The sequence below is a fragment of the Streptomyces sp. 3MP-14 genome, assembly GCF_006334905.2.
GTDB classification, from domain to species: Bacteria; Actinomycetota; Actinomycetes; order Streptomycetales; family Streptomycetaceae; genus Streptomyces; species Streptomyces triticirhizae.
On record NZ_VDLZ02000015.1, the window covers coordinates 23,578 to 48,703 of the forward strand.

Consider the following 25,126-nt stretch of genomic DNA (forward strand, 5'->3'; position numbering starts at 1 on the left):
TCTCCGCGCCCGCCACGGCTACTTACCGCCCGTCGTGGCGATGCCCCGGAGCAGGAACCGTTGACCGAAGAGGAACACCAGGAACACCGGGATCAGCGAGACCACGCTCATCGCGAAGAGCGCGCCGAAGTCCGACTGACTCTGCGCGTCGATAAACGAACGCAACGCCACCGGAACCGTCTGGAGATCGGGTTTGGTCACAAAGATCAGCTGGGTGAAGAAGTCGTTCCAGGTCCAGATGAACGTGAAGATCGCGGTGGTCGCCAGCGCCGGGATCATCAGCGGCAGCATGATCTGCCCGTAGATCCGCGCGTGCCCGGCCCCGTCGATCCGCGCCGCCTCGTCCAGCTCGCGGGGGATGCCCCGGATGAACTGCACCATGAGAAAGATGAAGAACGCGTCCGTGGCCAGGAACTTCGGCACGATCAGCGGCAGATAGGTGTTGATCCAGCCGAGCTGGGCGTAGAAGACGTACTGCGGAATGATCAACACGTGGATCGGCAGCATGATGGTGAGCAGCATGGCGACGAACGCCAGCCGGTTGCCCCGGAACCTCAGCCGGGCGAAGGCATAGGCCGCCATCGAGCAGGAGATCAGGTTCCCGATCACCGAACCGAGCACAACCAGCGCCGAGTTGAGCAGATACGTGCTGAACGGATAGGCCAGGGCGTCCCAGCCATTGGGATAGTGGTCAAAGTCGAAGGTGTCGACGAGGAGGCCCGGGCTGGTGAAGATGTCCGAGTTGGGCCGCAGCGAGCTGGCCACCATCCACAGCAACGGGTAGAGCATCAGCAGCGCCACGGCGATCAGGCCCGCGTGCTTGAGCACGCTGATCGTCCGCCGCCGACCGGTGCGCGAGCGCCGCGCGCCCACCGGGGTGGGCTGGGTGAGGACGTCAGTCATGGTAGAAGACCCAATACTTGGAGGCCCAGAAGTTGAGGGCGGTGAACGCGCCGATGATGATCAGCAACAGCCAGGCCAGCGCCGAGGCGTAGCCCATCCGGAAGCTGGTGAAGCCCTCCTGGTACAGGTAGAGCGAGAAGAACAGCGTCGAGTCGTTGGGCCCGCCGGTGCCGTTCGAGACGATGAAGCTCTGGGTGAACGACTGGAAGCTGCCGATCAGCCCGAGCACCAGGTTGAAGAAGATGATCGGGCTCAGCAGCGGCAGCGTGATCGACACGAACTGCCGCCGCTTGCTGGCCCCGTCCGTCGCCGCCGCCTCGTACAGCTCGCGCGGTATCTGCCGCAGCCCGGCCAGGAAGATCACCATCGGGGCGCCGAACGTCCACACGTGCAGGATGATCAGCGTGCCCAGCGCGGTGTCCGGATCGGAGACCCAGCCGGTGCCCTCGATCCCGAAGATGTCGAGGAGCGAGTTGACCAGCCCCTCGGTGCCGAAGACCAGCCGCCACAGCACGGCGATCGCCACGCTCGCGCCCAGCAGCGAGGGCAGGTACAGCACCGACCGGTAGAACGAGAGCCCGCGCACGCCCCGGTCCAGCAGCATCGCCAGGGCCAGCGCCACGGCCAGCTGGAGCGGCACCGAGACCAGCACATAGGTGAAGGTCACCTGGAGCGAGTTGAACAGCCGCTCGTCGTCCAGCATCCGGCGGACGTTGTCCAGGCCGGTGAACTCCGGGTCCTGGAGCAGGTTGTAGTCCGTGAACGCCAGGTAGAGCGAGGCCACCATCGGGCCGATGGTGATGCCGACCAGGCCGATCAGCCACGGGGCCAGGAAGAACGCGGCGGCCTTGTTGTCCGGCGTGCTGTCCTCCGGACCCTTGCCGCCGCCACCCTTGCCGCGCCGCGAGCGGCTCATCGACCGCAGTTCGCCGATCGCGCTCATCGCGCCGTCCCGGTGCCAGGACCCGTGGCCGGTCGCTGCGCGCGGGGCGCTCGCGCCCCGGGCGTGTGCGCCGGCGTGGCCGGCCCCCTGGCCGCCGGGGCGGCTGCCTCCGGCGATCTCACCTGTATCGGATGCACGGGCGCTCCTCCTTGAGTGCGTCGTCCGTCGAGACGTGCGTGATGCGGGCGGTGCGGTGACGCGGCTTCCCCGCCCGGCTCCGGCAAGCGGAGTGAACGATCACCCGACGGTGGGCGGTCACGCTAGTGATCGATCACTTAAAGGTCAATGCTCGGAATTGAGAGAAATGTTGGGAAATAGTGGCCGGTTGTCAAAGATCCGGCCCCAGGGCCCGGGTCCGTCCCCGGGCCGGCGGCGTCGGCCACCTGCCGCCGGCCCGGGGAACGGCCGAGGCTCAGCCGTCCTGGTGCAGCGTCGCGCCCGGCACCTCGTACTCGTCGCGCCGGCCGCACATGCCCCAACCCCCGTGCCGCGAGGGCACGGTGTCGAAGGCGTCGGACTCCGCCAGATACTCCGGCGCCCCGGCCTCCAGCGCGTCCAACTGCGCCCCGGTCCGCTCGGCCGCCGCCAGCGCCCCGGCCCGCCACAGCTCACGCCAGGTCGGCACCCGGTGCCGCACCAGCGCCGCCGCCGCCCGTTGGAACGCCCGGTACGGCTCCGGGTCCCCGGCCTCAAGGGCCGCCCGCAGCGGCAGGAAGCCCGCCACGGCCAGGTCCCTGCGCCGCCGCGCGGCGGCCTCCGCCTCCGGCCCGGACCGCGCCGGCAGCCGGGCCGCCTCCGCGTACCGCTCCGGGTCGGCCAACACCTCGGGCGGGAACGTGAAGACCGCGTCCCCGGCCTCCGGCAGCCCGCTGTTCTGCATCAGCACGGTGACCCGCAGGTCGCCGCCCTGCACCATCCGGTGCACCGTCCCCGGCGTGAACCAGGCGACCGCGCCCGCCTCCAACGGGATCTCCCGGTACCCCTGCGGCGACAGCGTCTGCACCGCGCCGCGCCCGCCGGTGACCACATACGCCTCCGTGCACACCAGATGCAGGTGCGGGCTGCCGCCGCAGACGCCGTCCGCCGCCTCCCACTCGTAGGCCCGCAGGTGCGAGAGCCCGACCGCGCCGGGCAGCGGGCGCGCCAGGCTCACCACGGGAGTTCCTTCAACCGGCCCGCGATCCGCGCCCGGTCCCAGGCGCCGTCGGCGACCAGCACCCGGTAGCGGAACGCGAACGAGGCGCCAGGCGCCAGCTCGAACTCCTCGAAGAACGCCCAGGAGAACGCCACCGTCGGGATCGGCGTCGAGCGCACGAACCAGTGCGAGGGGTGGATCGCCCGCCCCGCGTCCAGGTTCTCCGGCGCGTGCGCGAACACCAGCGTCGAGTGCGCGTCCACGTCGTCGTGCGGGGCCGAGAACGCCAGCCACGGGCCCTGGGTGCCCATCAGCTCCTGGCCCTCCTGCCCCTCCTCCGGCCCGAGCACCGCGCCGCCGGTGAAGTCCCTCGGCCCGCGCCACTGGAGGCCGGTGTAGCCGGCCATCTCCCGGCCGGCCGTGGTCGGCGAGCCGAACGCCAGGGGCTCCTCGCGGATGTTGGTCAGGTCGATCGACCAGTCGATGGCGTAGGAGCCGGAGTCGGAGCCCGAGTCGGCGTCCACGGAGTGCACGCTGACCCCGCGCCGCTCCCTGGCCCACTCCGCGCCGCCGTTCTCGACCCAGGTCAACTCCTCGGCGATGTCGAGGCGTTCGTCCGTCGACTCCACCGAGGCGAAGCCGTCGTGCCGCATCGAGCCGACCCGCTCGTCCACCCGCTGGTAGCCCACCTCGGGGCCGAGATAGGAGTTGCCGCCCCAGAAGTTCTGCTGCGACAGGTGGCTGGCGGTCATCTGGAGACCCTTGTGCCAGCGGTGGTCGTTGGGCCGGTAGCCGCTGACCAGGTTGCCGGCGAGGGTGCGCAGCGGGTGGATGTACGGCTTGCGCGACTCGAACGGGTCGGGGTCGGGCCGGTAGACGTAGGACAGCAGCTCGACGCCGCCGGAGGCGACGGCGATCCGCTCGCCGTGGGTGTGGGTGACCTGGATCGTCATCGCGTGGGCCTCCAGTCGGGGTGGTCGCCGTGCATGGCGGTGTAGTACGGGTCGCCCTCGGTGATCTCGCCGGCGAACACCGGGCGGCCGGTGAACGCCGCCTTGTAGAGGGCGGCGGCGAACTCGACGGTCCGCCGGGCGTCCGGGCCGCTGCCCGGGGGGCGCACGCCGGCGGCGTGCGCGTCCAGCAGCGCGCCGAGCTGGGCGGCGTGCGAGCTGGGCAGATCGCTGGCCGGGGTGTTCCAACGCGCCACCCGCTGCTCATCGTCGAGCCCGGGGCGCGGGGTGTAGGACCAGTCGGCGTTGCTGTGCCCGTACAGGTGCGTCAGCTCGACGGTCGCCTCGGCGCAGTCGATCCGCACCCGGCTGACCTCGTCGGGGGAGAGCACGCTGTTGACGACGGTGGCCAGCGCCCCGTTGGCGAACCGCACCAGGGCGGTGGAGACGTCCTCGCTCTCCACGTCGTGCACCAGGCGCGCCGCCATCGCGCGGATCTCGGTCCACTCGCCGAGGAGATGAAGCAGCAGATCGTACTGGTGGATGCCGTGCCCCATCGTCGGCCCGCCGCCCTCGGTCGCCCAACGGCCGCGCCAGGGAACGGAGTAGTAGGCCGCGTCCCGGTGCCAGGTGGTCTGGCAGTGCGCGACCAGCGGCGCGCCCAGCTCGCCGCCGGCGATCAACTCCCGGGCGTGGACGGCGCCCGAGCCGTAGCGGTGCTGGAAGACGACGGAGGCGAACGCGCCGGACTCCTCCTCGGCGGCGGCGATCTCGTCGTACTCCGCGAGGGAGAGCGTCAGCGGCTTCTCGCAGAGCACCCAGGCGCCGGCCTTCAGGGCGGCGACGGTCTGTTCCGTGTGCAGCGAGGGCGGGGTCCCGATCAGCACCAGATCGGGGCGGGCCTCGGCGAGCATGGCGGCCAGGTCGGTGAACTCCCTGGCCTCGGTGGCCTCCTGCCACAGCGGGCCGGCCGCCTCGCGGAAGGCGCGCAGCCGCTCGGGGGCGACGTCGACGGCGGCCACGAGTTCGACCCGGTCGGCGTGGGCGCGGAGCGCGGGCAGATGGCTGCCCGTGACGATGCCACCCGTGCCGACGACCGCGACGCGCAGACGGGAGGGAGGGGAGGGCATAAGAGGGGGCTCCTCGTTTAGTAAGCGCTTGCAACATGGGGGACTCTAGGGATGAGTTATCGATCACACAAGACCCTGCGGGGCTTTCGGGGACGCGGGGTGGGTGGGGGTGCGGGTCGTCGAGGCGTGTGCGGGTTCGTGGGATTGCGGTGAGTTTCGGGAGGTGGAGGCGGCTGGGGTGGGGCTGATCTGCTGGGGTGCGTTTTCCCCACCGCGCCGGCGCTGGCGGGGGCGTTGTGGACTGGCCCTCGGCCTCGTCGGGGTGGGCCGGGGTGGGTGCGGCTCGGGAACGAGGGTGGGGGTGCGACGGGGCTGGGCGGCGGGATTTGGGCGGCGGTTTGGGAACGGGGGCGGCGGAGGGTACGGGGTCGGGTGTCGGGGGCAGGGTCGTCGCGGTTGGCCCGGGCACGTGGGTGCATGGGCGCGGCGGATGGCGGTGGTTGCGGGGGGAGTCGGTTTGGGAGCGGGGGGAGGCGCAGGGCACGGGGTCGGGGGCAGGGGCGTGGGCGCGGCGGATGGTGGTGGCGACGGTGGCGGTGGCGGAGGTTCCGGAGGGCGTGGGCCTGACCGAGGCCGCCGCGCTGGCGATGGCGGGGCTCACGGCGCTGCGTACGGTCCGTTCCCGTTCGGTGCTCGGACGGCGGGTGTTGGTCACGGGCGCGTCCGGGGGCGTGGGCCGGTATGCGGTGCGGTTGGCGGCGCTGGGCGGGGCCGAGGTGATCGCCTCGGTGGGTTCGCCGGCGCCTGGTTGGTGCCGGGGGCAAGTCGGTTGCGGGGACGGCGCGTGCGAGGGCTAGGATGACCGGCCGTTGTCGGTGTCGGAGCGGCCAGGAGGGCTTGGCGTGCCGGTGCTCCATCTCGTGTCCGGCGCCCCGGGCTCCGGTAAGTCCACGCTCCTCGGCCAACTGCCGAACGACCGGTTCGCCGCCGTCGACTTCGACGAGTTGTTGGAGCCCGACGGCAGCCTGCTCGGCCTGGACATCGCGTCCCCGTCGGCGGAACCCCTCTGGCCCGCCTACAACCGGCTGTGGGTGCGGATCATCGCCATGTTGCCGCGCGCCGGCGGGCCCGTGCTCGTGCTGTGCCCGCTGACTCCGGACGAGTGGGCCACGGCGGCGGCGGGCGTCGCCGGGTTGCCGGAGACCGTTTGGGCCCGGCTCGACTGCGACGACGCGGACCGGCGGGAACGCCTGGCCGCCCGTGGCTGGGACGGTGACCGGATCGCGGAGGCGATCGGGGACGCACACCGGCTTCGGCGGGTGATCGACCGGGAGTTCACCACGAGCGGCCGGGGCCCGGCCGATGTCGCCGCCGACCTGGCCCGCTGGGTCGGCGATCCCGAGGCGCGGACGAGCGCGGCGAACCGCACCTCGGCGCGGTGAGCCGCCGCCCGGGAACCCCCGGCCATGCGCGGGGAACGGCTGGTTGGCGGGCGCGGGACATCGCGTCGCGGCGGGGGGTCGCGGTCCGGCAGGTGCGGCCGCTCGCCCCGGGGGCGGGGCTCGGCGCCGCGCCGCGCCGCGCGAGTGCCGCGCGCGGCGCGGGCGTTGGCCCGGCCGGAGCCTGGCCCCCTGGCGCGCACGCCGGCGCGCAAGCCCCAGCGCACGCCGGCGGATACGGGCAACGCCCGCGCCGGCGCGCCCCGGCAACGCCCGCGCCGGCGCGCGTCACGCGCCCGGCGCGGGGCCCGTGGAGTCGCGGAGGATCAGGCGGTTGAGGCCCGAGGTGTCCAGCGGGGCCGCCGGCTCCTCCCCGCGCAGCAGCGCGAGCAGCCGCAGGAACGCCACCCGGCCCTGGCTCTCCCGGTTGACGCGCACGGTGGAGAGCGTCGGCTCGAAGTACGCGCCCAACTCGTCGTCGTCCCAGCCGAAGACGCTCACCCGGCCCGGCACGTCCACGCCCACGCTCTGGAGGCCACGGATCACCCCGAACGCCACCCGGTCGTTGGCCGCGAACACGGCCGTCACCGCCGAGTCGGCGATCACCTCGCGGGCCGCGTCCCAGCCCGACCGCACGCTCCAGTCGCCGTCCACCACCGCGTGCGACACCAGCCCACGCCGCGCGACGGCCGCCTCGTAGACGGTGCGGCGGTTGCGCGCCGAGGCCCAACTCGTCGGGCCCGCGACATGGGCGAACGTCCGGTGGCCCAACGCGGCGAGGTGGCCGATGATCTCGTCGGCCGCCGTGGCGTCGGCCAACAGGCCACGGGAGCGCATGTTGTCGTCGTACTCGCCGTCGACCACGATCGGCACCCGCAGCGCGTTGGAGGCCAACCGTTCCAGGTTCCCGGCGAGCGGGGTGAACGACAGGATGCCGTCGACGTTCTCCGGTTGCAGCAGGGTGCCGATCCGTTCCGCGCGGGCGGCCGCGTCGCCCTCCAGGCCGACCACGTCCAGCAGATAGCCGGCCTCGTGCGCGGCGGCAGCCGCGCCGCTGAGCAGGCGGGTCGGCACGAACGAGGTGGTGTCGGGGAGGATCACCGCGATGCGGTTGGTTCGGCGGGTGCGCATCGAGCGGGCGGCGAGGTTGGGCCGGTAGCCCAACTCCTGGACGGCGCGCGAGACCCGGCGCGCGGTGTCGGGCCGCATGGTGGGGTCCTTGCGGAGGAACCGGGAGACCGTCTGGTGGGAGACCCCGGCCAGCCGCGCGACCTCGTAGATGGTCGGCGGCCTACTCGCGTCGCGCGGCGGCGTCGCCCGCTGCTCCGGCATCGGCGGTCCCTCCCGGTGCGCGCGGCGTCGCTCACCGTCTGGCGGTCACATGTGCCCACCCAGTGTGCATGGTCCGACGGACATCGAACCTTCCCCTTCTCGATCCCGGTACCGAACGGCCTGGTCAACGCCCCGAGGAACGGCCCGGGCCAGCCGTCCCCGGGCCGCCGCCGTCGTCACAACTGGTCGGCGAGGAAGCGGATGATCTCCGCCCGCGCCAACTGGGAGCCGAAACCACCCCAGTTCAGGTCGAACATGTGCTCGGCGGCCGGCGTCTCCACCAACTGGTGGGGCACGCCAGCCCGGTCCAGCTCCGCCGCGAACCGGCGGTTGTCGGCGGGGGAGTTGAGCATGTCCCAGCCGCCCTGGATCAGCAGCGTCGGCGGGAGCCCCGGCCGCACCTGGCGCAACGGCGAGGCGTCGCGGTACGCCTGGGGCACCTCGTCCTCCGTTCCGCCCAGCATCTCCTCGTTGGACGCGGCCAGTTCGTCCCCGATGGGCGAGTGCCGCAGCCGCCAGGGGAACGGGGGCGCGTCCGAGGTCAGGTCGGTGACCGCGTACCAGGCGATCACGGCGTCCACGGCCGGCGCGCCGTCGCCCCCGGACCCGTCGCCCCCGGACCCGTCGCCCCCGGACCCGTCGCCCCCGGACCCGTCGCCCCCGGACCCGCTGTCCTCGGACCCGTCGCCCTCGGTGGCGCCGCCGGGGCAGCCGGACTCCGGCAACTCCCCGTCGACATAGGCGGACTGGAGCGCGATCAGGCCGCCGGCCGACTGGCCCATGAGGGCGATCCGCTCCGGATCGCCGCCCCACCGTTCGGCGTTGGTCCGCGCCCAGTCCACCGCGCACCGCACGTCCGCCGCCGGGACCCACCACCGGCCCGGCGGGAAGAACCGGTAGTCCACGTCCAGCACCAGATAGCCCTGGTCGGCCAGCCAGGCGTCCCAGCGCGGCAGCAGGCTCTGCGGCTCGTCCTCCGCCCCGCCGTGGATGTTGAGCACCACGGGCAACGGGGCCGCCCGCTCGTCGTGGTCGGCCGGCTGCCAGACGTCCAGGTACAGTTCCTCGCCCTCGGGGGCCGCGTAGCGCACGGTCTCCGGCTCCCGGTCGGCGCTCACCGCGAGCCCGCCCGTCAGATAGTCGCCGAGCGAGACCGGAACGCCGGCCTCGCGCGCGGCCCACCAGCCGGCGGCCGGCGGCAGCGCGGCGGCCGGTATCGCCAGGGCGTTCACCGCCAGCAGGGCGAGCGCGGTCCGCCGCGCCCGCCGCCTGACGCCCCAGGCCAGCGCCGCGCCCAGCGCGCAGGGCACGGCCAGCAGCAGGCTGAACTCCAGGACCAGCAGGCCCAGTTGCCAGGCCGTCCAGGACGGCGCCGGCAGCAGCACCAGCGCCGCAGCCAGCACGGCCAACGCGGCGGTGAACGCGGCCAGCCCCAGCGCGCCCCACACCAGAACGCCCCGGCCCCGGCTCGCCCACGCCCCGGAACCGGAACCGGAACCGGAACGGTCGGGCGACCGGGCTTCGGAATGGCCACGGGCACGGACGGCCCGCCAGCCGGAACGGAGACGGGCACCGAGACCGGCACGGAGACGGTCGCGGAGACGGGTGGGCGGGCGGTTGGGCGGGCGGCGCATCGGAACGGTTCCCTCCGGGCGTGCGCGCCGGCGCGCGGGCGGGCCCCGCGCCCCGGCGTGCGAATACGATCGTATCGATACGATCGTATTCCATCTCGGGAGTGCGAGAGACTGGGGAACATGCCGAGACCGGTCGACCGAGACGCCCGCCGCCAGGCCGTGGCCGGCGCCCTGCTGCGCATCGCCGCCCGCGACGGGCTGAGCGCGGTGAGTATGCGCACCGTCGCCGACGAGGCGGGCATGTCGCTGGGCGCCGTCCAGCGGTACTTCGCCTCCAAGGACGAACTGCTGCGCTTCGCCTTCGACGTCGCCGTCGCCGGCTTCCGCGCCCGGCTCGACGCGATCGGCGCCGACCGGGCAGCGCCGACCTTCGCCGAGGCCCTGCGGCAGGCGCTCCTCGCGTTCCTGCCCACCGACGAGGAGGGCCTGGCGGAGGCCCGGATCTGGGTCGCGTTCTGCGCCGAGGCCGCCGTGCGGCCCGAGTTCGCCCGCGCCATCGAGGAGTTGGACGCCGAGGCCCGCGACCGGCTCGGCGCCGCCCTGACCGCCGCCCGCGCCGCCGGCCACCTCCCCGAGGGCCGCGACCCGGCCGCCACCGCCGAGCTGTTCCTGGTGATCATCGACGGACTGCTGTGGTCCGTCGCCCGCCAGCCCCCGGGCGCCCCGCTCACCACCCAGCGCGCCGCCGTCGAGGCCGCCGTCGCCGCGCTCACCGCACCCTGACGGCGGGGCCCGGGCCGCGAAGCCCACCCGACCCCCGCCGCCGACCGCCGTTCAGCGCGGCCGTTCAGTCGGCGAACGTTCGGCGCTCAGTTGGTCAACACCGGGGTGTCCCAGTCGCGCCACTCCGCCAGGTTCCCCGACTTGGAACCCGAGACCCGGAACACGTCCGGCGGGCTGCCCGAGCCCAGCAGGAACGCCTGGATGCTCTGCGTCAACGGTCCGCGCCACTCCGCGCGCGAGGCGCAGTGCGTGCCGTCCTGGACGTCGGACCAGTAGCTGATGTTCTCGCCGGCGCCCAGCGCCTCGTAGATCTCCGCCCCGCCGAGCGCCGCCACGCTGCCCGACCGCGCGCCCAGCCAGTCCACGTGCGGGTTCTCCATCAGGAACAGCCCGCGCGGCGCGATCAGCCCGACGATCTCGTGGGTGTCGACGGGCAGCGCGCTCGGGTTCCCGGTGTAGGAGCCGAACGCGTCGCCGAGCCACGGCTGTTCACCGTAGGCGCTGCTCAACGGCTGCGAGCCGTTCTCGCCCGGGATGCCACGGAAGATCGGCGCGCCGGCCGTGCCCGACTCGATCGGCATGGTCAACGCGATCCGCTGGTCGAACGCGCCCGCGACGAACGCGCCCTTCCCGAACCGCGAACAGCCCGTGACGCCCGTCGCGTCCGCCCGCAGCACGCTGCCGTCGGACTGCTCGATCACGTCGATGATCCGGCTGACGCCCCAACCCCACGCCTGGAGCAGCCCGGTGGGGCTGGACGCGCCGTAGATGTCGTAGAACGCGCCCCGCTTGGCGTTGCGCGGCGTGCCCTCGGCGCCCACCGCATACGGGTCGTAGGAGATGACGGCGGCACCCGCCGCCTTGATCGCGGCCGTGTCGGCGCCGAAGCCGCCGTAGACCACCACGGCCGGGAACGGTCCCGAGCCGCTGGGCAGGTCGACCGAGACGGAGAAGCTCGAACTCCGGCCCTGGTCCTGGACGTTGACCGTGATCGACGTCGAGGAGACGGTGCCGCTGACGCTCTGCGGCGGCGCCGGCTTGTCGCCGTAGACGTGCTGCTCCGCCAGTTCCCTGATCTCGGCGCGGCGGCAGCGCCAGTCGGCCACGCTGCTGATCCTGGTCCCGTCCAGCCTGGTGAACGGGTCGGGCAGCAGGGACCGCGACGGCTGTTGCCCCGGATCGACCGGGCAGTCCGCGCCGTCGTCCTCGTCGGCGAGCCGAACGGTCGACGTCGCGGGGGGTGCGCCGAGGTCGTCGGCCGCGCCGGCCGAGGGGGCGAGGGTGGTGACCGTCAGGCCGGCGACCGCGACAAACACGGCGGCGAGCCAGCGGCGGCGGGGGCGATGTCGGTGGAAACGCATGGGGGCCTACCTCCCGGAGGAAGGCGCGCCGTCGACGCGGACGACCGCACCGCCACCCGGGGCGGAGGGTCACCAACTCGCCGGCGCGCACGCGATGTTGAGAGCGCGCCGGACCACGCTGTACGTCGAAGCAGCCCCCAGGCCCCAACCGCGGCCCAGTACGCCAGCACCGTAACCGCGCGACAACACCCCGCACAACCCCACTGACCATGCGTGCAGTTGACCATCCATCAACTACCGCTGCCCGCGTCGCCGTTCAGTTGCCGCCGCCCACCTCCAACACCGCCTTGCCCGCGATCCGGCGCGCCAGCAGCGCCTCCGCCGCCTCGGCCACCGCCTCCCACGAGCCGAGCCAGCCGACCTCGGGCGAGAGCCGCCCCGCCGCGACCAGCCGCAGCAGCGTGGCCAGGTCGGGACCCGGCTCCGTGACATCGCCGAAGGTGCTCAACACCTTCGGCGGCCCAAGGGAGAAGAGCGAGGCCGGCGCGAACGCCGCCGGCTCCCCGGACGCCGCACCCACCGTGCGCAGCTCGCCGCCGGGCGCCAACAGGTCCCAGGCGGCCACCAGTTGGGGCCCGCCCACCGTGTCGATGACCAGGTCCAGCGGGCCCTCGACGCCGTCGAGACCGACCACGACCCGGTCGGCGCCCAACGCCGCCAGTCCTTCGCCCCGCGCCGGCGAACCCACCGAGGCGATCACCTCGGCCCCGCCCAGCGCCGCCAACCGCACCGCATACCGGCCCACGCCCCCGGACGCGCCCGTGACCAACACCCGCCGCCCCAGCACCGAACGGGAACGGACCGTGCGCAGCGCCGTGAGCCCCGCCATCGGCAGCGCGGCGGCCTCGGCCAGGCCCACGCCCTCCGGAACCTCCGCCACCGCCGTCGTCGCCACCACCATCCGCCGCGCCCACGCGCCGGGGCCGAAGGCGACGACCCTGGCCCCGACGCCCGGCCCCGTTCCGTCCGCCGCCGCCCGCGCGACGACGCCCGCCGCGTCATAGCCGTGCACGGCGCCGGCCGGCCGCCCACCGGCCGCCGTGACCTCGCCCCGGTTGAGCGAGAAGTACCGTACGTCCAGCAGGAGTTGACCGGCGGCGGGCTCCGGCTCCGGCGCGGTGCCCAGCCGCAGCGAACCTGGGGCCGCCGGATCGACGACGATCGCGCGCATCTCCATGGGGAACCTCTCTCGATTCATCGGAACGCCGCTAATCGGACCGACGGTCCGCTTGGTTCGCACACGCTAGCATCACCTGGACCGACGGTCCGTTTCACCGGGAGGTGCGTTGATGAGCGAGGGACGCGGCGCGCCCACCCGGGGCGCGGAACGTGCCGACGCCGCGCGCAACCGCCGCGCGGTGCTCCAGGCCACCGAACGCCTCCTCGCGGAGGGCGCGGGGAGCGGCGGAACGGGCGGGGTCGGCGGGGAACACGTCTCGCTCGACCGGGTCGCCGCGCTCGCCGGCGTCGGCAAGGGCACCGTCTTCCGCCGCTTCGGCAGCCGCGCCGGCCTCTTCGCCGCGCTCCTGGAGGAGCGCTCCCGCGCCCTGCGTGCCGCCGTCGCCGAGGGCCCACCGCCGCTTGGCCCCGGCGCCCCGCCCAGGGAACGCCTGCTCGCGTTCCTCGACGGGCTCGGCGCCATCGCCGAGGGCAACGCGCTGCTGCTCACCGCCCACGAACAGGCGTGCGCCGACGACAAGTTCGACGATCCGAGCTACCAGTTCTGGCACCGCCACCTCGCCGCGCTGCTCGCGGAGGCCGGCCACCCGCCCGAGGACGCGGACTTCCTGGCCCACACCGTCCTCGCCGTCTTCGACGGCGCCCTGGTCCGCCGCCTCACCACGCCCGACGAGCCCCGCCGCTTCACCCGCTCCGTCCAGACCCTCGCCACCACGCTGCTGGACGGCGCCTGACCGACCACCGGCCCCGCGCCGTTGACGCTGCCACTGGCGGCAGGGTCGCACGATGACCGGCATGAACGACACCGCACCGCCACGCCGCAGGAGCGTCGCCGTCACCGGGGCCGGCACCGGCATCGGCCGGGCCACCGCCCGCGCCTTCGCCGCCCAGGGCGCCCACGTCGTCGCGATCGGCCGCCGCAGCGCACCGCTCGCCGAGACCGCGACCGGCCACGACCGGATCACGCCGCTGCCCGCCGACATCACCGCCGAGGGGGAACCGGAACGGACCGCCCGCGCGGTGCGGCACTACGAGGCGGCGGGGCTGATCACCTCGGAACGGGCCGCCAACGGCTACCGCGTCTATGACCAACGGGCCGTGGCGCGGGTCCGCAAGATCCGCCAACTGCTGGCCGCCGGCCTCACCCTGGACGACGTGCGGGTGTTCCTGCCCTGCCTGGACCTCGACCGGGCCTGGACCTCGACCGGGCCTGGACCTCGACGAACGCCGCAGGCGTCGCGTCAGGTTACGGACCTGGCGTGTCACATACCGGGGTGCTGTGTTGTCGTACGGGCGAGAAGCCAAGGTTGGGGTCCGAATGGAGGATGGGGAGCGATGCCAGGCCAACGCGAGGTGGACGACGTCAAGATCAGGCAACAGGTCGACAAGATCGTCGAAGGAATCCGAACCATGGATCTAGAGAGCCTGAAACAGCTTTACGCAACGGACGTCGTGTCCTTCGATATCGAACCGCCGCTACAGCATGTGGGGCTGGCGGCGAAGTCGAAGAACTGGGCGACCACGTTCACGTTCTTCCAGGATGCACGCTATGAAGTTCGCGACCTGACACTCACCGTGGGCGATGACGTGGCTTTCGGGCACTGCTTCGCTCGGTTCAGCGGAACGCTGAAGGACGGGACGGTCACGAACGGTATGTGGGTCCGGGTCACCTATTGCTTCCGCAAGTTCGACGGCAACTGGTTGGTCACACACGACCAGGTCTCCGTACCGTTCGACCTGGCGAGCGGCAACGGAGTGACCGACCTCGAACCGTGACTGGGGTCTGTCCGGCGGACCTTGCCGGGCTCTCCCAGAGCACAGCCGGTGCTGTGGCACCCGACGGCGCTTCCGATCAATCTCCGCTGGGTGATCCTCCACCTCATCGAGGAGACGTCCCGCCACAACGGCCACCTCGACGTCGTGCGCGAGCTCGTCGACGGGCGGACCTGCGCCTGAGATCTGTCGATGCTGCCCTGGGCATCCGCTGATGATCCTGCGGTGACCGGCCCAACGACCACCGCGCTGCTCAGCCTTGGGCAGGTGCGGCTTCAGCGAACGCGGCCGTCAGCCGCTCGCGCAGCGGCCCCGTGACGGCCGGATCGGCGAACCCGGCCCGCTCGAAGCGTTCCAGGGTGTTGCGGGTGCTGGTGAGCGTCTCGACATCAAGGTCGGCGGTGGCCAGCAGCCGGTCCAACTCCGCGACCGCGGCCTGCGGTTCGGGCCGCAGCGCATACAGGAAGAAGGGAGAGGTATTGGCGGTGGCGCGGATTTCCTCGACGCGCCGCCAGTGCGCCGTCTCCTCTTCCGCGCGCCCCAACCGCCGCGCGGCCAGCGCGGCGAGAACGCCGGCCCAGGCGTTGTCAGAGAACCCGTCGGGCAGCGCGGCGAGTTCGGCAGACGCCTGCTCCGCACCACCCGAGAGCAGCCGCGCCTCCGCGCCCGCGATCACGATCGGCGGCAGGTCGAACGGGTCCTGCTCTCCTGACGGGTAGCGCGAGAACGCGGCGATCGCCTCGGGGTAACGGCCGGTTTGTAGGTAGACGTAGGGGAGAAAGGCTCGCGGCGCGGCGGCCGAGGGGTCGAGTGCGATGGCCCGGTCGAGGTCGGCCAAGGCATCCTCGTAGCACCCCAGAACCCGTCGTGACGCGGCCAGGGTCATGGAGGGCCCGGCATCGTCGGGATTGAGTGCGATGGCGCGCTGGCCAGCGGCGATGGCCTCCTTGTGCCGGCCCACCCAGAAGCAGGCGTCCGCCATGATCGCGTGCGGCCAGCCGTACTCCGCGTTGAGTGCGATGCTCCGGCGGCAACCGGCGATGGCCTCGTCGTACCGGCCCAGCTTCCGGTGCAAGTCGGCACACAGGGCGAGCACCGTCGTGTCCTCGGGGAGGAGTCCGACCGCGCGGTCGAGATCGGCGATGGCCTCGTTGTCCCGCCCCATGTAGTGGTGGGTGTGGCCACGCAGGGCGTAGATCCAGCCGTGGTCCGGGGCACGTTCGACCGCGTGGTCGAGGCTCCTGAGTGCCTCATCGAAGCGCTCCAGCTGTTGGCAGGCGACTCCATGTTCGGTCAGCGTCACGATGTCGTTCGGATCGAGAGCGAGCGCGCGCTCGAAGTCGGCCAGGGCCCGCTCGTGGTCGTAGTTGTCCTGGTACGCCGCGCCCCGCGCGGCCAGCGCCAACGCCCGTGGCGCCGTGTCCAACTCCGGGGCGGTCAGCAGGACCGTCACCGTTTCGATCACCGGGTGTTCGGCCTCGCTCGCCGTCGTGAGTCGTTCCGCCCACCCGGCCACGCCGGCGTCGGCCGTGTCCTCGGCGGCCTGGCGCAGGAGTTGGACCCACTGCCGCAGCACCGCCGAGCCCTAGTCGCAGGCGGAAGCGACGTCGGCCAGGACGCCGCGCAGGGCGGCGGCCGGGCGGGCGCACAGCAGGTGGTAGCTCTCGTCGTGGCGCAGCTGTCGCCACTCGGCGACGTTCCAGTGGCCGGAGCGCCATCCCGGCGTGCGGTCGGCCTCGACGGCCTCGCGGCGGCCGGCCAGCAACTCCGCGAGCCGCGCGTGCAGTTCGGCCCACCCGGAGGGGAAGTGCCGGCGCTGGTGGCGCAGCATCAGTGCCCGAACGGTGGCGTGGTAGCGGTAGCGCCCCTCGTGGTCGCCGACGAACGGCAGGCCGCGCAGCCAGGCGTAGGCGTCGGCCGCCGCCTCGGGCGCGAGTGACCGGTAGACGTCCTCGTCGAGGTGGAGCGGCAACGCGCAGGCCAGCGCGACGGTTCGCCGGTCCGGGTCGTCCACCCACTTCAGGAAGCGGTCGACGGCCGTCTCCGCCGGGTCGGCGACCTCGCCAGGCGAGGTCGGCCTCGGGTGGGCCAACATGTCGACCAGCACCGGCAGTCGCCCGGAGAGCCGCAGCACCATCTCGACCGTCGCGGGGTCGTGCACGCCCCGCGCGCCCAGCAGTTCGTGCGCCTCCTGCTCGGAGAAGATATCGAGGGCCACCTCGGTGATCTCCGTGCGCCAGTCGCCCCAGTGCCGTTCGTGCAACGGGCCCTGCCCGGACAGAACGATCAGAACGTTGGCCTCCAGCGAACCAAGGGTCTCCTCGCAGATCACCTCCCGAAGCCAGGCGTCCAGAACCGATCCCGTTCGTTCGTAGACGTCAAAGAACAGCGCCACCAGCGGCCACTTCCGGGCCACCTCCGCCAGGTCACCGAGAAAGACCGGCGTCAGCAGTCGCACCGGCGAGAGCACCAGCCGCGCGTCGTCGGAGCCGCGCAGCCGGCCCGCGATCCGGGAGCGCAGCCGGTCCACGCCCGCCGCGACGGCCGCCGGATCGACCGCCCCCGCCACCGCGCCCACCACCGGGAGCGCGCCCGCCGCCATCAACCCGGCCTGGGCGGCGACCAGTCCGCCGGGCGACGGCCCCTCGGCGGCGTCCAGCACGCCCGGCCCGCCCAACTCGCGTTCCGCCTCGTGCCGGCGCTGCCGGTACTCGGCGAGCTTCGCCTCGAAGTCCTTCAACGGCGCGCCCTGTCGGCGCAGCCGCACCGCCACCGCCTCCATCGCCTCGATGACGTCGTGCACCTCATCGCCGAGGACGGCGGTCACCGCGCCGTGCTCGACCGCCTGCCGCTCCCACCGCCGGATCAACGAGGACTTGCCGACGCCGCCGTTGCCGCGCACATGGAAGAGGTACCTGAACTCCTCGCCCTGCGGGTCCCGCGCCAGGTTCTCCCGGAAGACGTCCAGCTCGCGCCGCCGCCCGACAAACCCGCCCTCCCGCCGCTGCCGGCTCAACTCCTGCCGCGTCAAACGCCGTTGCGCCATGTAACGCCCCCTCGCCGGCCCGCAACGCGCCACCGCACGCTCCGTCGTGGCGCCACCCACCCAGCGTGCGCCACCGCGCCGCACCCTGCAAACCCGCCGGTGCTAGCGAGCGTCCGGCCCCCGAGAAACGACCCGGAACGTGCGGCGGTAGGCGTCCGGCGGCACGCCGACCGTCCGCTGGAAATGGCGGCGCAGCGTCGTCGCCGTGCCCAACCCGGCCGCCGCCGCGATGACATCGACCGTGTCATCGGTGGTCTCCAGCAACTCCTGGGCGCGCCGGACGCGTTGGGTCAGCAGCCAGCGCAGCGGGGTCGTCCCCGTCGCCGCCTGGAAGTGGCGCGCCAGATGGCGCGAACTCATCCCCGCCTGCCGCGCCAGATCCTCCACGCTCAGGGGCTGATCGAGCCGTTCCATCGCCCAGGGGATCAGCTCGGCGAGCGGGTGGTTGCCGGGGTCGGGGAGCGGCGTCATCACGAACTGGGCCTGCCCGCCGTCCCGTTGGGGCGGGACAACCAGCCGGCGGGCGATCGTGTTGGCGACCCTGGCGCCGTGGTCGAGGCGCACCAGGTGCAGACACAGGTCCAGGGCCGCCGCCTTGCCGGCGGAGGTCAGGACGCTGCCCTCGTCCACATAGAGGACGTCCGGCTCCACCGTCACCGCCGGATACCGCGCGGCCAGCTCCCCGGCGTGCGCCCAGTGCGTGGTGGCCCGCCGTCCGTCCAGCAGCCCGGCCGCCGCCAGCACAAACGCGCCGGTGCACAGCGAGGCCACCCGCGCGCCCCGCGCGTGCGCCGCGCGCACCGCCGCCACCAGCGCGCCCGGCGGCTCCCGTGCCACGTCCGCCCACCCCGGAACGATCAGGGTGTCCGCCTCCGCCAGCCGGTCGAACCCGTGCTCCGGCTCCACCAGAAAGCGCCCGAGCCGCACCGCGCCCGGGCCGCAGACCGCGAGCCGGTACCAGGGTTCGGGCAGCTCGGCCGCGTCGTCGCCGAACACCTCGCAGGCCAGGGTCAGTTCGAAGGACAGCATCCCGTCCGTCGCGGCCACCGCGACCGTCGTGCCGCGCGCGCTCCTCGTCATGTCCGAAAGTGTATGGGGCATGGCATTCCCGACGGTGGCCGTGCGGTGCCGCTCCGGCCAGGATCGTGCCCACGAGGCGCGGGAGCGCCAGCGGCACAAGCGACGGGAGTACTCATGGGGACGACGGGCCAACGCGTCGCGGTGTTCGGCGCCTACGGCCACACCGGCCGGTTCGTGGTGGCGGAGCTGGCCGAGCGCGGCTACCTCCCGGTGCTGGTGGGCCGCGACGCCGACCGCCTCAAGGCGCAGGCGTACGAGGGGGGTTGGGCGGTGCGCGCCGCGACGGTGGAAGAGCCGGCCGCCCTCGACCGCGCGTTGGCCGGCGCGGCGGCCGTGATCAACTGCGCCGGCCCGTTCGCCACCACCGCCGCCCCGGTGATCGAGGCGGCCCTCCGCGCCGGCATCCCCTACCTGGACGTGGCCGCCGAGATCGAGGCCAACGTCGACGCCTTCGCCCACTTCGCCGACCGGGCCCGGGAGGCCGGGATGCTGGTCGTCCCGGCGATGGCGTTCTTCGGCGGGCTCGGCGACCTGCTGGCCACGGCGGCCCTGGGCGGCTGGCCGGCCGCCGACGAGGCGCACATCGCCTACGGCCTGAGCAGCTGGCACCCCACGGCCGGCACCCGGGCGGCGGGCGCGGTCTCCCGGGAACGGCGCGACGGCCGCCGCATCCGTTACCACAACGGTCGGTTGGAGTACCGAACCGATGCCCCGCCGACCCTGAACTGGACCTTCCCGGAACCGCTCGGCTCCCGAACGGTCATCGGCGAGTTCACCATGGCCGATGTCGTGACCCTCCCCAGCCATCTGGCCATCCCCGAGGTCCGCACCTACATGACCGCCGAGGCGGCCCGCGACCTCGCCGCCCCCGACACCGCGCCGCCGGCGCCGGCCGACGAGTCCGGCCGTTCCGACCAGACGTTCCTCGTCGACGTCCGGGTGCGGCGCGGCGCGGAGGAACGCCGGGCCGTGGCCCGTGGCCGGGACATCTACGCGGTGAGCGCGCCGCTGGTGGTGGAGGCGACGCACCGCGTCCTCGCCGGCCTGACCCGCACCGGCGCGGGCGTCGCGTCCGCCGGCGCCGCCTTCGACGCCGGCGACTTCCTCGCGGCGCTGCGCCCCCATCTCACGGTGGAGTTCTCCGGCTGAGCGGGCTCCCGGGAGGGGCCGGTCACCCCGCCGAGCCGGACGCCCCGCGCCGCCTGGCCTGGAGGCGCGCCTTCTTCTGCCGATTCCCGCACGTGTTCATGTCGCACCAGCGGCGGGTGCGGCTCTGGCTGGTGTCGAAGAAGGCGGCCCGGCAGGTCGGCGAGGCGCACAGAGCGAGTTTCCCGTCGCGCTCGCCGGCGATGATCTCGACCGCGTCGGCGGCGATCACGCCGAGGGCGTCCTCCACGCGGGAGTCCGGGCCGAGTCGCCAACGCCGCTCGCCCTCGGGCGTCAGGACGGCGGCGGCCCGGCCCTGAACGCTGCGGTCGTTGATGACCTGGACGGCGGACGCGGGGAGAGGGTCCCCGAGCGCGGCCGCCGTCGCGGCGGCGTGGATCGACTCCCGCAACTCCCGGGCGAGTTCGAGCTGCTCGGCGGTGCAGGACGCCACGGTGAGGCCGTACACCTCCAGCCAGTCGACGAGTCGTCGCGGCGTGGGAACGCGCTCGACGGGTTCGCCATGGCGTTCGGAGAGGGTCCCGGTGAAGCTCGTCGCCAGCACGCTGCCGAGGCGGAAGTCGGGGAACTGGACAGGCATGGAACCACCTTAGCTGGTTGCCGCATGGCGCGGACGTCTGTTAGAACCGTCTTAGCCGGTTCGCATCGGTCGCCGCCGGCTCGCTCATGAACGAGGAGGTCTCATGTCCCGCCCCACCACCGACATCCGGGCGTTCGAAGCCCACGCGCCCGAAGCCGAACTCGACGATCTGCGCGCGCGCCTGGCGGCGGCACGCCTGCCGGAGCCCGAGACGGTCTACCGCGCCCCGCCCGACCCCCGCCGATGGGACCAGGGCGTTCCCCTCGCCGACCTCGTCGATGTCGTGGACCACTGGCGCACCGGATACGACTGGCGGCCGTTCGAGGAGCGCCTCAACCGGATCGGCCAGTTCCGCACCACCATCGAAGGGCTGGGCATCCACTTCCTGCACCGCCGCTCCCCGCGCCCGGACGCCACCCCGCTGCTCCTCACCCACGGCTGGCCGGGCAGCATCGCGGAATTCGTCGATATCGTGGACGAGTTGGCGGACCCGAAAAACGCGGACGCGCCGGCGTTCCACGTCGTGGTCCCGTCACTCCCCGGATTCGGCTACAGCGACAAGCCGACAACCACCGGTTGGGGAACGGAGAAGATCGCGGCCGCCTGGGTGGAACTGATGGAAAGGCTCGGCTACCCCAGGTTCGTGGCCCACGGCGGTGACTGGGGCGGCAATATCACCACGGTTCTCGGCGGCAGGTTTCCCGAGAACGTTCTCGGCATCCACACCACCTTCGCCGAGGCGCCTCCCGGAATGACCATGGACGGGCTGACGGCCGTCGAGCGCACGTGGGCCGAGGAGACCCGCCGGTTCTGGCGCCACCGTGCGGCCTACGCCAAGCAGCAGGCGACCCGGCCGCAGACCATCGGCTATGCGCTCGTCGACTCGCCGATCGGCCTGCTCGCCTGGATTCTCGACAAGTTCGCCGAGTGGTCGGACACCGAGGACAGCCCGTTCGAGACAATCTCCAGGGACCGCGTTCTCGACAATGTCACCCTGTACTGGCTGACACGGAGCGGCGCTTCGGCGGCCCGCATCTACTACGAGAGCCACAATTCGCTCGATCCCGAACTCCGGGTCGATGTCCCGTCGGCCATCACCATCTATCCGCGCGATATCGAGAGGTATCCCCGCCCCTGGGCGCAGAAACGATACCGGGAGATCGTCCGCTGGAGGTCGCCCGAGAACGGCGGGCATTTCCCCTCGCTCGAAGTCCCCGGGTACTTCGTCAACGATCTCCGGGAGGGCCTCGCGGCCGTGCTCGCCGCCCACCGGTGAACGCGGCCGGGCGCCTCCGACCTCACGCCCGCCGGATCGCCCGCAGCAGCAACGCCCGCAGCACGGACGGCTGTTCGCGCCACGGGTGGTGGCCGGCGTCGGGGATCGGCACGAAGCGGCCGTGGGGGAGGGCCGCCGCGAGGGCGGCGGCGGTCGCGGCCGGGCGCGGGTCGCCGGCGCCGTGGACGACGGTCGCCGGGGCCGTGATCCGGCGGCAGCGGGCGCGGACCGTCTCCTCCGGCCAGGAGTCCACCTCCCTCGCCAGCCGCCGGTTGGCCGTCCAGTTGATCGCGTGCGGCGCCGCCGCGTCCTGGGCCGCCCACGCCCAGGCGCGCTCGCGGTCGGCATGGTCGGTGAACCAGGCCAACGTGCGGAACTCCCGTTCCTCCTCAGCCGAACGCCGCTCCCGCCCACTCAACTCCGCCAGCCGCGCGCGCTGCTGCGCGCTCGCGCGCCGCGCGTGTTCGGCGCGCGCCGGCGTGCGCCAGTCGCCGAGCCCCGTGGAGCCGAGCGGGACCAGCGACGCGACCCGTTCCGGGTGCGTCCAGGCGTAGGCGAGGGCCAGCGTCGCGCCGAAGGAGTGGCCGATGACGGCCCACCGTTCATGGCCGAAGTGCCGCCGCAGGCACTCCAGATCGGCGACGGCCCGCGCCACCCGCTGGTCGTCCGACGGGTCGGAACGCCCGCAGCCGCGCTGGTCGAACCGGTGAACGACCCTGTTCCCATCGAGGAGTTGGGCCACCGGGCCCAGGTAGTCCCACAGCCCCGGCCCGCCGTGCACCAGGACGACCGGCCAGGACGCCCCCGGCGCCCCCGTGGTCGCGGTCCACAGCCGCACCCCGTCGTCCGCCGCCACCCAGCTCGTCACCCAGATGTTCACGGCCCCGGCCGGGCCGGGGGCGCGACGCCGGCGAGCACCGTCGTCACGAGCTGATGAACGGCGGCCGTGGTCGGCGGGTCCGCGTCGCGGTCGGCGAACAGCAGATGCCCGCCCCCCACGAGGGAGAGGGCGAGTGAGTCGAGGTCGGCGTCGGCCGCGATGCGCCCCCGTTCCCGCTCGTCGGCCAGATACGCCGAGATCTCGGCCGTCGCCTGGGACAGGATCGCGATGCCGCCGCCGGGCCTCGCCGCCCGCAGCCGGGCGCGCAGCCCGTCCCGGAAGGTGATGAGCGGGATGATCGCCACCGGAACCGGCCCGAACAACACGGTCAACGCGTCCGTGAGGTTGTCCGCCACCGCGCCCGCGCCGGCGGACGCGCGGAGCGCGCGCGCCTGCCCCGCGAGCCGCTCGGCCCGGTCGAGCACCAGCTCGGCGAGGAAGGCGTCGAAGTCGGCGAAGTGCCGGTGCAGCACGCCCTTGGCACAGCCCGCCTCGTCGGTGACGGCCCGGCTGGTCAGCGCGTTCGGGCCGTCGCGCAGCAGCACGCGTTCGGCGGCGTCGAACAGCTGCTGCCGCGCGTCGCGGAGATGAGTTCCGGTGGGCACGGACGCATCCTCTCGTACGAAGCTCGGCTCCCGGCAACCGGTTCCCGGCGACCGGTTCGCGGCGACCAGTTGACGGCGACCGGTTGGCGAGTGGGCGCTCGCCCACTATGGTGGGCGTATGCCCACTCTACGACCGGAGCCGCCGGCCCCGCACCAGGCCCGAGTGACCGCCGAGTCCTTCGGCACGGACCCGCACCGCTACGACCAGGCCCGCCCTCGCTACCCCGATGAACTGGTGGCACGCATCGTCGCCGGCAGCCCCGGCCCCGACCTGCTCGACGTCGGCTGCGGAACGGGCATCGCCGCCCGCCAGTTCCAGGCAGCGGGACGCACCGTCCTCGGCGTCGAACCGGACGCGCGGATGGCCGACCTCGCCCGGGCCCGCGGCCTCACCGTCGAGGTGGCGACGTTCGAGAACTGGGAGCCGGCCGGCCGCACCTTCGACGCGGTGATCGCCGCCCAGTCCTGGCACTGGGTCGACCCCGCCGTCGGCGCCACCAAGGCCGCCGAGCTGCTGCGCCCGAACGGCCGCCTGGCGATCTTCGGCCATGTCTACGAGCCACCCGCCGAGGTGGCCGAACCCCTCGCCACCGCCCTCCAACGCGTCGCCCCCGACGCCCCGTTCGCCGGCCAACCGGCCCGCCGCCCCCTGGAGACCTACCAGGCCGGCTACGCCCGGATCGCCAACACGCTGGTGACAACGGGCCAGTTCACCACCCCCGAGGAGTGGCGGTTCGACTGGGAACGGACCTACACCCGCGACGAGTGGCTGAACCTGCTCCCCACCACCGGCGGCCTCACCCGTCTCGCCCCCGACCAGATGAGTCAGGTGCTGAACGAGGTCGGCGCCGCGATCGACGCCCTGGGCGGCCGCTTCACGATGCCCTACACGACGCTGGCGACCACGGCCGTCCGCACGCTGGCGAGGACCGCCGTCCGCACCGCCGTCCGCGCCAAAACCCACTGAACGGGCGTTCGGTCGCGCGCTACGCTGCCGCGTTGTGCGGAAGACGCGTCTCGACACCGACCGCATCCGGGCGGCCCGCCGGGTGATCAACCCGGTCTTTCTCGACTCCCCGCTGTACCGCTGCGAGGCGTTGGAACCCGACCTCGGATGCGCGGTGAGCATCAAGCTCGAAACGGCGAACCCGGTCCGTAGCTTCAAGGGCCGGGGCACCGAGGTGGTGGCGAGCCAACTCGCGGACGCCGGCCAGCGGGCCGTGGTGTGCGCGAGCGCGGGCAACCTCGGTCAGGCCCTGGCCTGGTCCGGTCGGGCCCGGGGTCTCGACGTCACCGTCGTGGCCTCCCGCTTCGCCACGGCGGCCAAGCTGGACCGCATCCGCGCGCTGGGCGCTCGGCTGGAACTCGTCGACGGCGACCACGAGTTGGCGCGCGAACGGGCGGCCGTCATCGCGCGGCGCGACGGCATCCGGCTGCTGGAGGACAGCCTCGACATCGAGACCTGCGAGGGCGCGGCGACCATCGGCCTGGAACTGGTGGACGACGACGACGCCGCGCCGGCGTTCGACGCCGTGCTGATCGCGCTGGGCGGTGGGGCGCTGGCCACCGGCGTGGGCCATGTGGTGAAGGCGTTGGCCCCCGAGGTGGAGGTGATCTGCGTCCAGCCGCTGGGCGCGCCCGCGTTGACCCACTCGTGGCGCCAACGGCGGGTTGTCACCACGGACTCGACCCACACCATCGCCGACGGCGTGGCCGGCCGGTGCCCCATCCCCGCCGTCCTGGACGACCTGCTGCTGGTCGCCGACGACGCCGTTCTGGTCGAGGAGGCGTCGATCGTCGCCGGGATGCGGATGCTTCTCGACCACGCCGGCCTCGTCGTCGAGCCGTCGGCCGCGCTCGGCATCGCGGCGATCCTGGAGGACGGCGAACGTTTTGCCGGCCGCCACGTCGTCACCATCGTGTGCGGCAGCAATGTGGATGTGGGGTCCTACCACCGTTGGGTGGGGGCGGTGGGCTGCTAGGGGTGAACGGGGTGGAGGTGGTGGGGTGGTGCGGGTGGGGTGGTGGGTGCGGGTGGTAAGTGCGGGCC

Annotated in this window: 24 protein-coding genes and 3 pseudogenes; 12 read left to right on the top strand and 15 right to left on the bottom strand. The window is 73.3% G+C overall.

What is annotated here, in order from left to right:
- Positions 1–18: 18 nt before the first annotated feature.
- The 5 genes from FH609_RS23190 to FH609_RS23210 form a co-directional block, all read right to left on the bottom strand.
- Entirely contained in the window at positions 19–903 is an 885-nt protein-coding gene (locus FH609_RS23190; RefSeq protein ID WP_139667400.1) for a carbohydrate ABC transporter permease, read from the bottom strand.
- Complete coding sequence (locus FH609_RS23195) at positions 896–1,846, bottom strand: carbohydrate ABC transporter permease (RefSeq protein ID WP_139667401.1); 951 nt, start codon at positions 1,844–1,846, stop codon at positions 896–898. The genes FH609_RS23190 and FH609_RS23195 overlap by 8 nt, the downstream gene beginning before the upstream one ends.
- Positions 1,847–2,258: 412 nt before the next feature.
- Positions 2,259–2,999, bottom strand: coding sequence for a cupin (locus FH609_RS23200; RefSeq protein ID WP_226961896.1), 741 nt, complete (start codon positions 2,997–2,999; stop codon positions 2,259–2,261).
- On the bottom strand, positions 2,996–3,934 hold the full coding sequence (locus FH609_RS23205) for a PmoA family protein (RefSeq protein ID WP_139667403.1): 939 nt from the start codon (positions 3,932–3,934) through the stop codon (positions 2,996–2,998). Before FH609_RS23205 ends, FH609_RS23200 begins: the two co-directional genes overlap by 4 nt.
- Positions 3,931–5,061, bottom strand: a complete 1,131-nt coding sequence (locus FH609_RS23210; protein ID WP_139667404.1) for a Gfo/Idh/MocA family protein — start codon at positions 5,059–5,061, stop codon at positions 3,931–3,933. Before FH609_RS23210 ends, FH609_RS23205 begins: the two co-directional genes overlap by 4 nt.
- A 515-nt stretch (positions 5,062–5,576) precedes the next feature.
- On the opposite strand from FH609_RS23210, the gene FH609_RS32475 reads away from it, so the two are divergent.
- Positions 5,577–5,858, top strand: a complete 282-nt coding sequence (locus tag FH609_RS32475; RefSeq protein ID WP_405378933.1) for a hypothetical protein — start codon at positions 5,577–5,579, stop codon at positions 5,856–5,858.
- Positions 5,859–5,903: 45 nt separating this feature from the next.
- Positions 5,904–6,443 carry an AAA family ATPase gene (locus tag FH609_RS23220; protein WP_139667405.1) on the top strand — a complete coding sequence of 180 codons (540 nt, stop codon included), beginning with the start codon at positions 5,904–5,906 and terminating at the stop codon, positions 6,441–6,443.
- Positions 6,444–6,728: 285 nt separating this feature from the next.
- On the opposite strand, the gene FH609_RS23225 is transcribed toward FH609_RS23220, so the two are convergent.
- Together FH609_RS23225 and FH609_RS23230 are read right to left on the bottom strand one after the other, a co-directional pair.
- Complete coding sequence (locus tag FH609_RS23225) at positions 6,729–7,772, bottom strand: LacI family DNA-binding transcriptional regulator (protein WP_139667406.1); 1,044 nt, start codon at positions 7,770–7,772, stop codon at positions 6,729–6,731.
- Between the two features lie 176 nt (positions 7,773–7,948).
- Positions 7,949–9,220 (bottom strand): alpha/beta hydrolase, encoded by a 1,272-nt coding sequence (locus FH609_RS23230; RefSeq protein WP_193317870.1) that lies wholly within the window; start codon positions 9,218–9,220, stop codon positions 7,949–7,951.
- Positions 9,221–9,526: 306 nt separating this feature from the next.
- Here FH609_RS23230 and FH609_RS23235 point away from each other — a divergent pair, with 306 nt between their 5' ends.
- Positions 9,527–10,129 carry a TetR/AcrR family transcriptional regulator gene (locus FH609_RS23235; protein WP_139667408.1) on the top strand — a complete coding sequence of 201 codons (603 nt, stop codon included), beginning with the start codon at positions 9,527–9,529 and terminating at the stop codon, positions 10,127–10,129.
- A gap of 86 nt (positions 10,130–10,215) precedes the next feature.
- Here the strand turns inward: FH609_RS23235 and FH609_RS23240 are convergent, their stop codons facing one another.
- Complete coding sequence (locus FH609_RS23240) at positions 10,216–11,490, bottom strand: cellulose-binding protein (RefSeq protein ID WP_139667409.1); 1,275 nt, start codon at positions 11,488–11,490, stop codon at positions 10,216–10,218.
- Positions 11,491–11,746: 256 nt separating this feature from the next.
- Positions 11,747–12,661, bottom strand: a complete 915-nt coding sequence (locus tag FH609_RS23245; RefSeq protein WP_193317895.1) for a zinc-binding dehydrogenase — start codon at positions 12,659–12,661, stop codon at positions 11,747–11,749.
- Between the two features lie 118 nt (positions 12,662–12,779).
- Here FH609_RS23245 and FH609_RS23250 point away from each other — a divergent pair, with 118 nt between their 5' ends.
- The 5 genes and pseudogenes from FH609_RS23250 to FH609_RS23265 all read left to right on the top strand — a co-directional run bounded on the left by FH609_RS23250 (position 12,780) and on the right by FH609_RS23265 (position 14,625).
- Positions 12,780–13,403, top strand: a complete 624-nt coding sequence (locus FH609_RS23250) for a TetR/AcrR family transcriptional regulator (RefSeq protein ID WP_139667410.1) — start codon at positions 12,780–12,782, stop codon at positions 13,401–13,403.
- Positions 13,404–13,455: 52 nt separating this feature from the next.
- Positions 13,456–13,692, top strand: a pseudogene (locus tag FH609_RS32480) (SDR family NAD(P)-dependent oxidoreductase); the annotation flags it as partial.
- Positions 13,690–13,863: pseudogene (locus FH609_RS32485) on the top strand (MerR family transcriptional regulator); the annotation flags it as partial. The pseudogenes FH609_RS32480 and FH609_RS32485, both read left to right, overlap by 3 nt.
- A gap of 186 nt (positions 13,864–14,049) precedes the next feature.
- Positions 14,050–14,445 (top strand): annotated as a pseudogene (locus FH609_RS32490) (YybH family protein); the annotation flags it as partial.
- Between the two features lie 21 nt (positions 14,446–14,466).
- On the top strand, positions 14,467–14,625 hold the full coding sequence (locus tag FH609_RS23265) for a DUF664 domain-containing protein (RefSeq protein ID WP_405378936.1): 159 nt from the start codon (positions 14,467–14,469) through the stop codon (positions 14,623–14,625).
- 70 nt (positions 14,626–14,695) lie between these two features.
- Here FH609_RS23265 and FH609_RS23270 read toward each other — a convergent pair whose 3' ends face one another.
- From FH609_RS23270 to FH609_RS23280, 3 genes are all read right to left on the bottom strand, one after another.
- Positions 14,696–16,018, bottom strand: coding sequence for a tetratricopeptide repeat protein (locus tag FH609_RS23270; protein ID WP_139667411.1), 1,323 nt, complete (start codon positions 16,016–16,018; stop codon positions 14,696–14,698).
- A 9-nt stretch (positions 16,019–16,027) separates the two neighbouring features.
- The gene (locus tag FH609_RS23275; RefSeq protein WP_139667412.1) at positions 16,028–17,488 is read right to left on the bottom strand and encodes an AAA family ATPase; all 1,461 of its coding nucleotides are present in this window, start codon (positions 17,486–17,488) and stop codon (positions 16,028–16,030) included.
- Between the two features lie 102 nt (positions 17,489–17,590).
- The gene (locus tag FH609_RS23280; RefSeq protein WP_139667413.1) at positions 17,591–18,568 is read right to left on the bottom strand and encodes a helix-turn-helix domain-containing protein; all 978 of its coding nucleotides are present in this window, start codon (positions 18,566–18,568) and stop codon (positions 17,591–17,593) included.
- A 114-nt stretch (positions 18,569–18,682) separates the two neighbouring features.
- Here FH609_RS23280 and FH609_RS23285 point away from each other — a divergent pair, with 114 nt between their 5' ends.
- Entirely contained in the window at positions 18,683–19,717 is a 1,035-nt protein-coding gene (locus tag FH609_RS23285) for a saccharopine dehydrogenase NADP-binding domain-containing protein (protein WP_139667414.1), read from the top strand.
- Positions 19,718–19,739: 22 nt separating this feature from the next.
- Here FH609_RS23285 and FH609_RS23290 read toward each other — a convergent pair whose 3' ends face one another.
- The gene (locus FH609_RS23290; RefSeq protein WP_139667415.1) at positions 19,740–20,315 is read right to left on the bottom strand and encodes a CGNR zinc finger domain-containing protein; all 576 of its coding nucleotides are present in this window, start codon (positions 20,313–20,315) and stop codon (positions 19,740–19,742) included.
- A gap of 103 nt (positions 20,316–20,418) precedes the next feature.
- Between FH609_RS23290 and FH609_RS23295 the strand changes: the two genes are divergently transcribed.
- Complete coding sequence (locus tag FH609_RS23295; protein WP_139667416.1) at positions 20,419–21,591, top strand: epoxide hydrolase family protein; 1,173 nt, start codon at positions 20,419–20,421, stop codon at positions 21,589–21,591.
- Between the two features lie 22 nt (positions 21,592–21,613).
- Here the strand turns inward: FH609_RS23295 and FH609_RS23300 are convergent, their stop codons facing one another.
- Together FH609_RS23300 and FH609_RS23305 are read right to left on the bottom strand one after the other, a co-directional pair.
- Positions 21,614–22,459, bottom strand: a complete 846-nt coding sequence (locus FH609_RS23300; protein WP_193317871.1) for an alpha/beta fold hydrolase — start codon at positions 22,457–22,459, stop codon at positions 21,614–21,616.
- A gap of 8 nt (positions 22,460–22,467) precedes the next feature.
- On the bottom strand, positions 22,468–23,076 hold the full coding sequence (locus FH609_RS23305; RefSeq protein ID WP_139667418.1) for a TetR/AcrR family transcriptional regulator: 609 nt from the start codon (positions 23,074–23,076) through the stop codon (positions 22,468–22,470).
- Positions 23,077–23,194: 118 nt separating this feature from the next.
- Here FH609_RS23305 and FH609_RS23310 point away from each other — a divergent pair, with 118 nt between their 5' ends.
- Entirely contained in the window at positions 23,195–24,043 is an 849-nt protein-coding gene (locus FH609_RS23310) for a class I SAM-dependent methyltransferase (protein WP_139667419.1), read from the top strand.
- A 34-nt stretch (positions 24,044–24,077) separates the two neighbouring features.
- On the top strand, positions 24,078–25,058 hold the full coding sequence (locus tag FH609_RS23315; RefSeq protein WP_139667420.1) for a threonine/serine dehydratase: 981 nt from the start codon (positions 24,078–24,080) through the stop codon (positions 25,056–25,058).
- Positions 25,059–25,126 lie beyond the last annotated feature (68 nt).

Coding starts and splice junctions, on each gene's coding strand:
- FH609_RS23190 (WP_139667400.1), bottom strand. CDS start 903: ATGACTGACGTCCTCACCCAGCCCACCCCGGTGGGCGCGCGGCGCTCG.
- FH609_RS23195 (WP_139667401.1), bottom strand. CDS start 1,846: ATGAGCGCGATCGGCGAACTGCGGTCGATGAGCCGCTCGCGGCGCGGC.
- FH609_RS23205 (WP_139667403.1), bottom strand. CDS start 3,934: ATGACGATCCAGGTCACCCACACCCACGGCGAGCGGATCGCCGTCGCC.
- FH609_RS23210 (WP_139667404.1), bottom strand. CDS start 5,061: ATGCCCTCCCCTCCCTCCCGTCTGCGCGTCGCGGTCGTCGGCACGGGT.
- FH609_RS32475 (WP_405378933.1), top strand. CDS start 5,577: ATGGTGGTGGCGACGGTGGCGGTGGCGGAGGTTCCGGAGGGCGTGGGC.
- FH609_RS23225 (WP_139667406.1), bottom strand. CDS start 7,772: ATGCCGGAGCAGCGGGCGACGCCGCCGCGCGACGCGAGTAGGCCGCCG.
- FH609_RS23235 (WP_139667408.1), top strand. CDS start 9,527: ATGCCGAGACCGGTCGACCGAGACGCCCGCCGCCAGGCCGTGGCCGGC.
- FH609_RS23240 (WP_139667409.1), bottom strand. CDS start 11,490: ATGCGTTTCCACCGACATCGCCCCCGCCGCCGCTGGCTCGCCGCCGTG.
- FH609_RS23245 (WP_193317895.1), bottom strand. CDS start 12,661: ATGCGCGCGATCGTCGTCGATCCGGCGGCCCCAGGTTCGCTGCGGCTG.
- FH609_RS23250 (WP_139667410.1), top strand. CDS start 12,780: ATGAGCGAGGGACGCGGCGCGCCCACCCGGGGCGCGGAACGTGCCGAC.
- FH609_RS23275 (WP_139667412.1), bottom strand. CDS start 17,488: ATGGCGCAACGGCGTTTGACGCGGCAGGAGTTGAGCCGGCAGCGGCGG.
- FH609_RS23280 (WP_139667413.1), bottom strand. CDS start 18,568: ATGACGAGGAGCGCGCGCGGCACGACGGTCGCGGTGGCCGCGACGGAC.
- FH609_RS23285 (WP_139667414.1), top strand. CDS start 18,683: ATGGGGACGACGGGCCAACGCGTCGCGGTGTTCGGCGCCTACGGCCAC.
- FH609_RS23290 (WP_139667415.1), bottom strand. CDS start 20,315: ATGCCTGTCCAGTTCCCCGACTTCCGCCTCGGCAGCGTGCTGGCGACG.
- FH609_RS23295 (WP_139667416.1), top strand. CDS start 20,419: ATGTCCCGCCCCACCACCGACATCCGGGCGTTCGAAGCCCACGCGCCC.
- FH609_RS23310 (WP_139667419.1), top strand. CDS start 23,195: ATGCCCACTCTACGACCGGAGCCGCCGGCCCCGCACCAGGCCCGAGTG.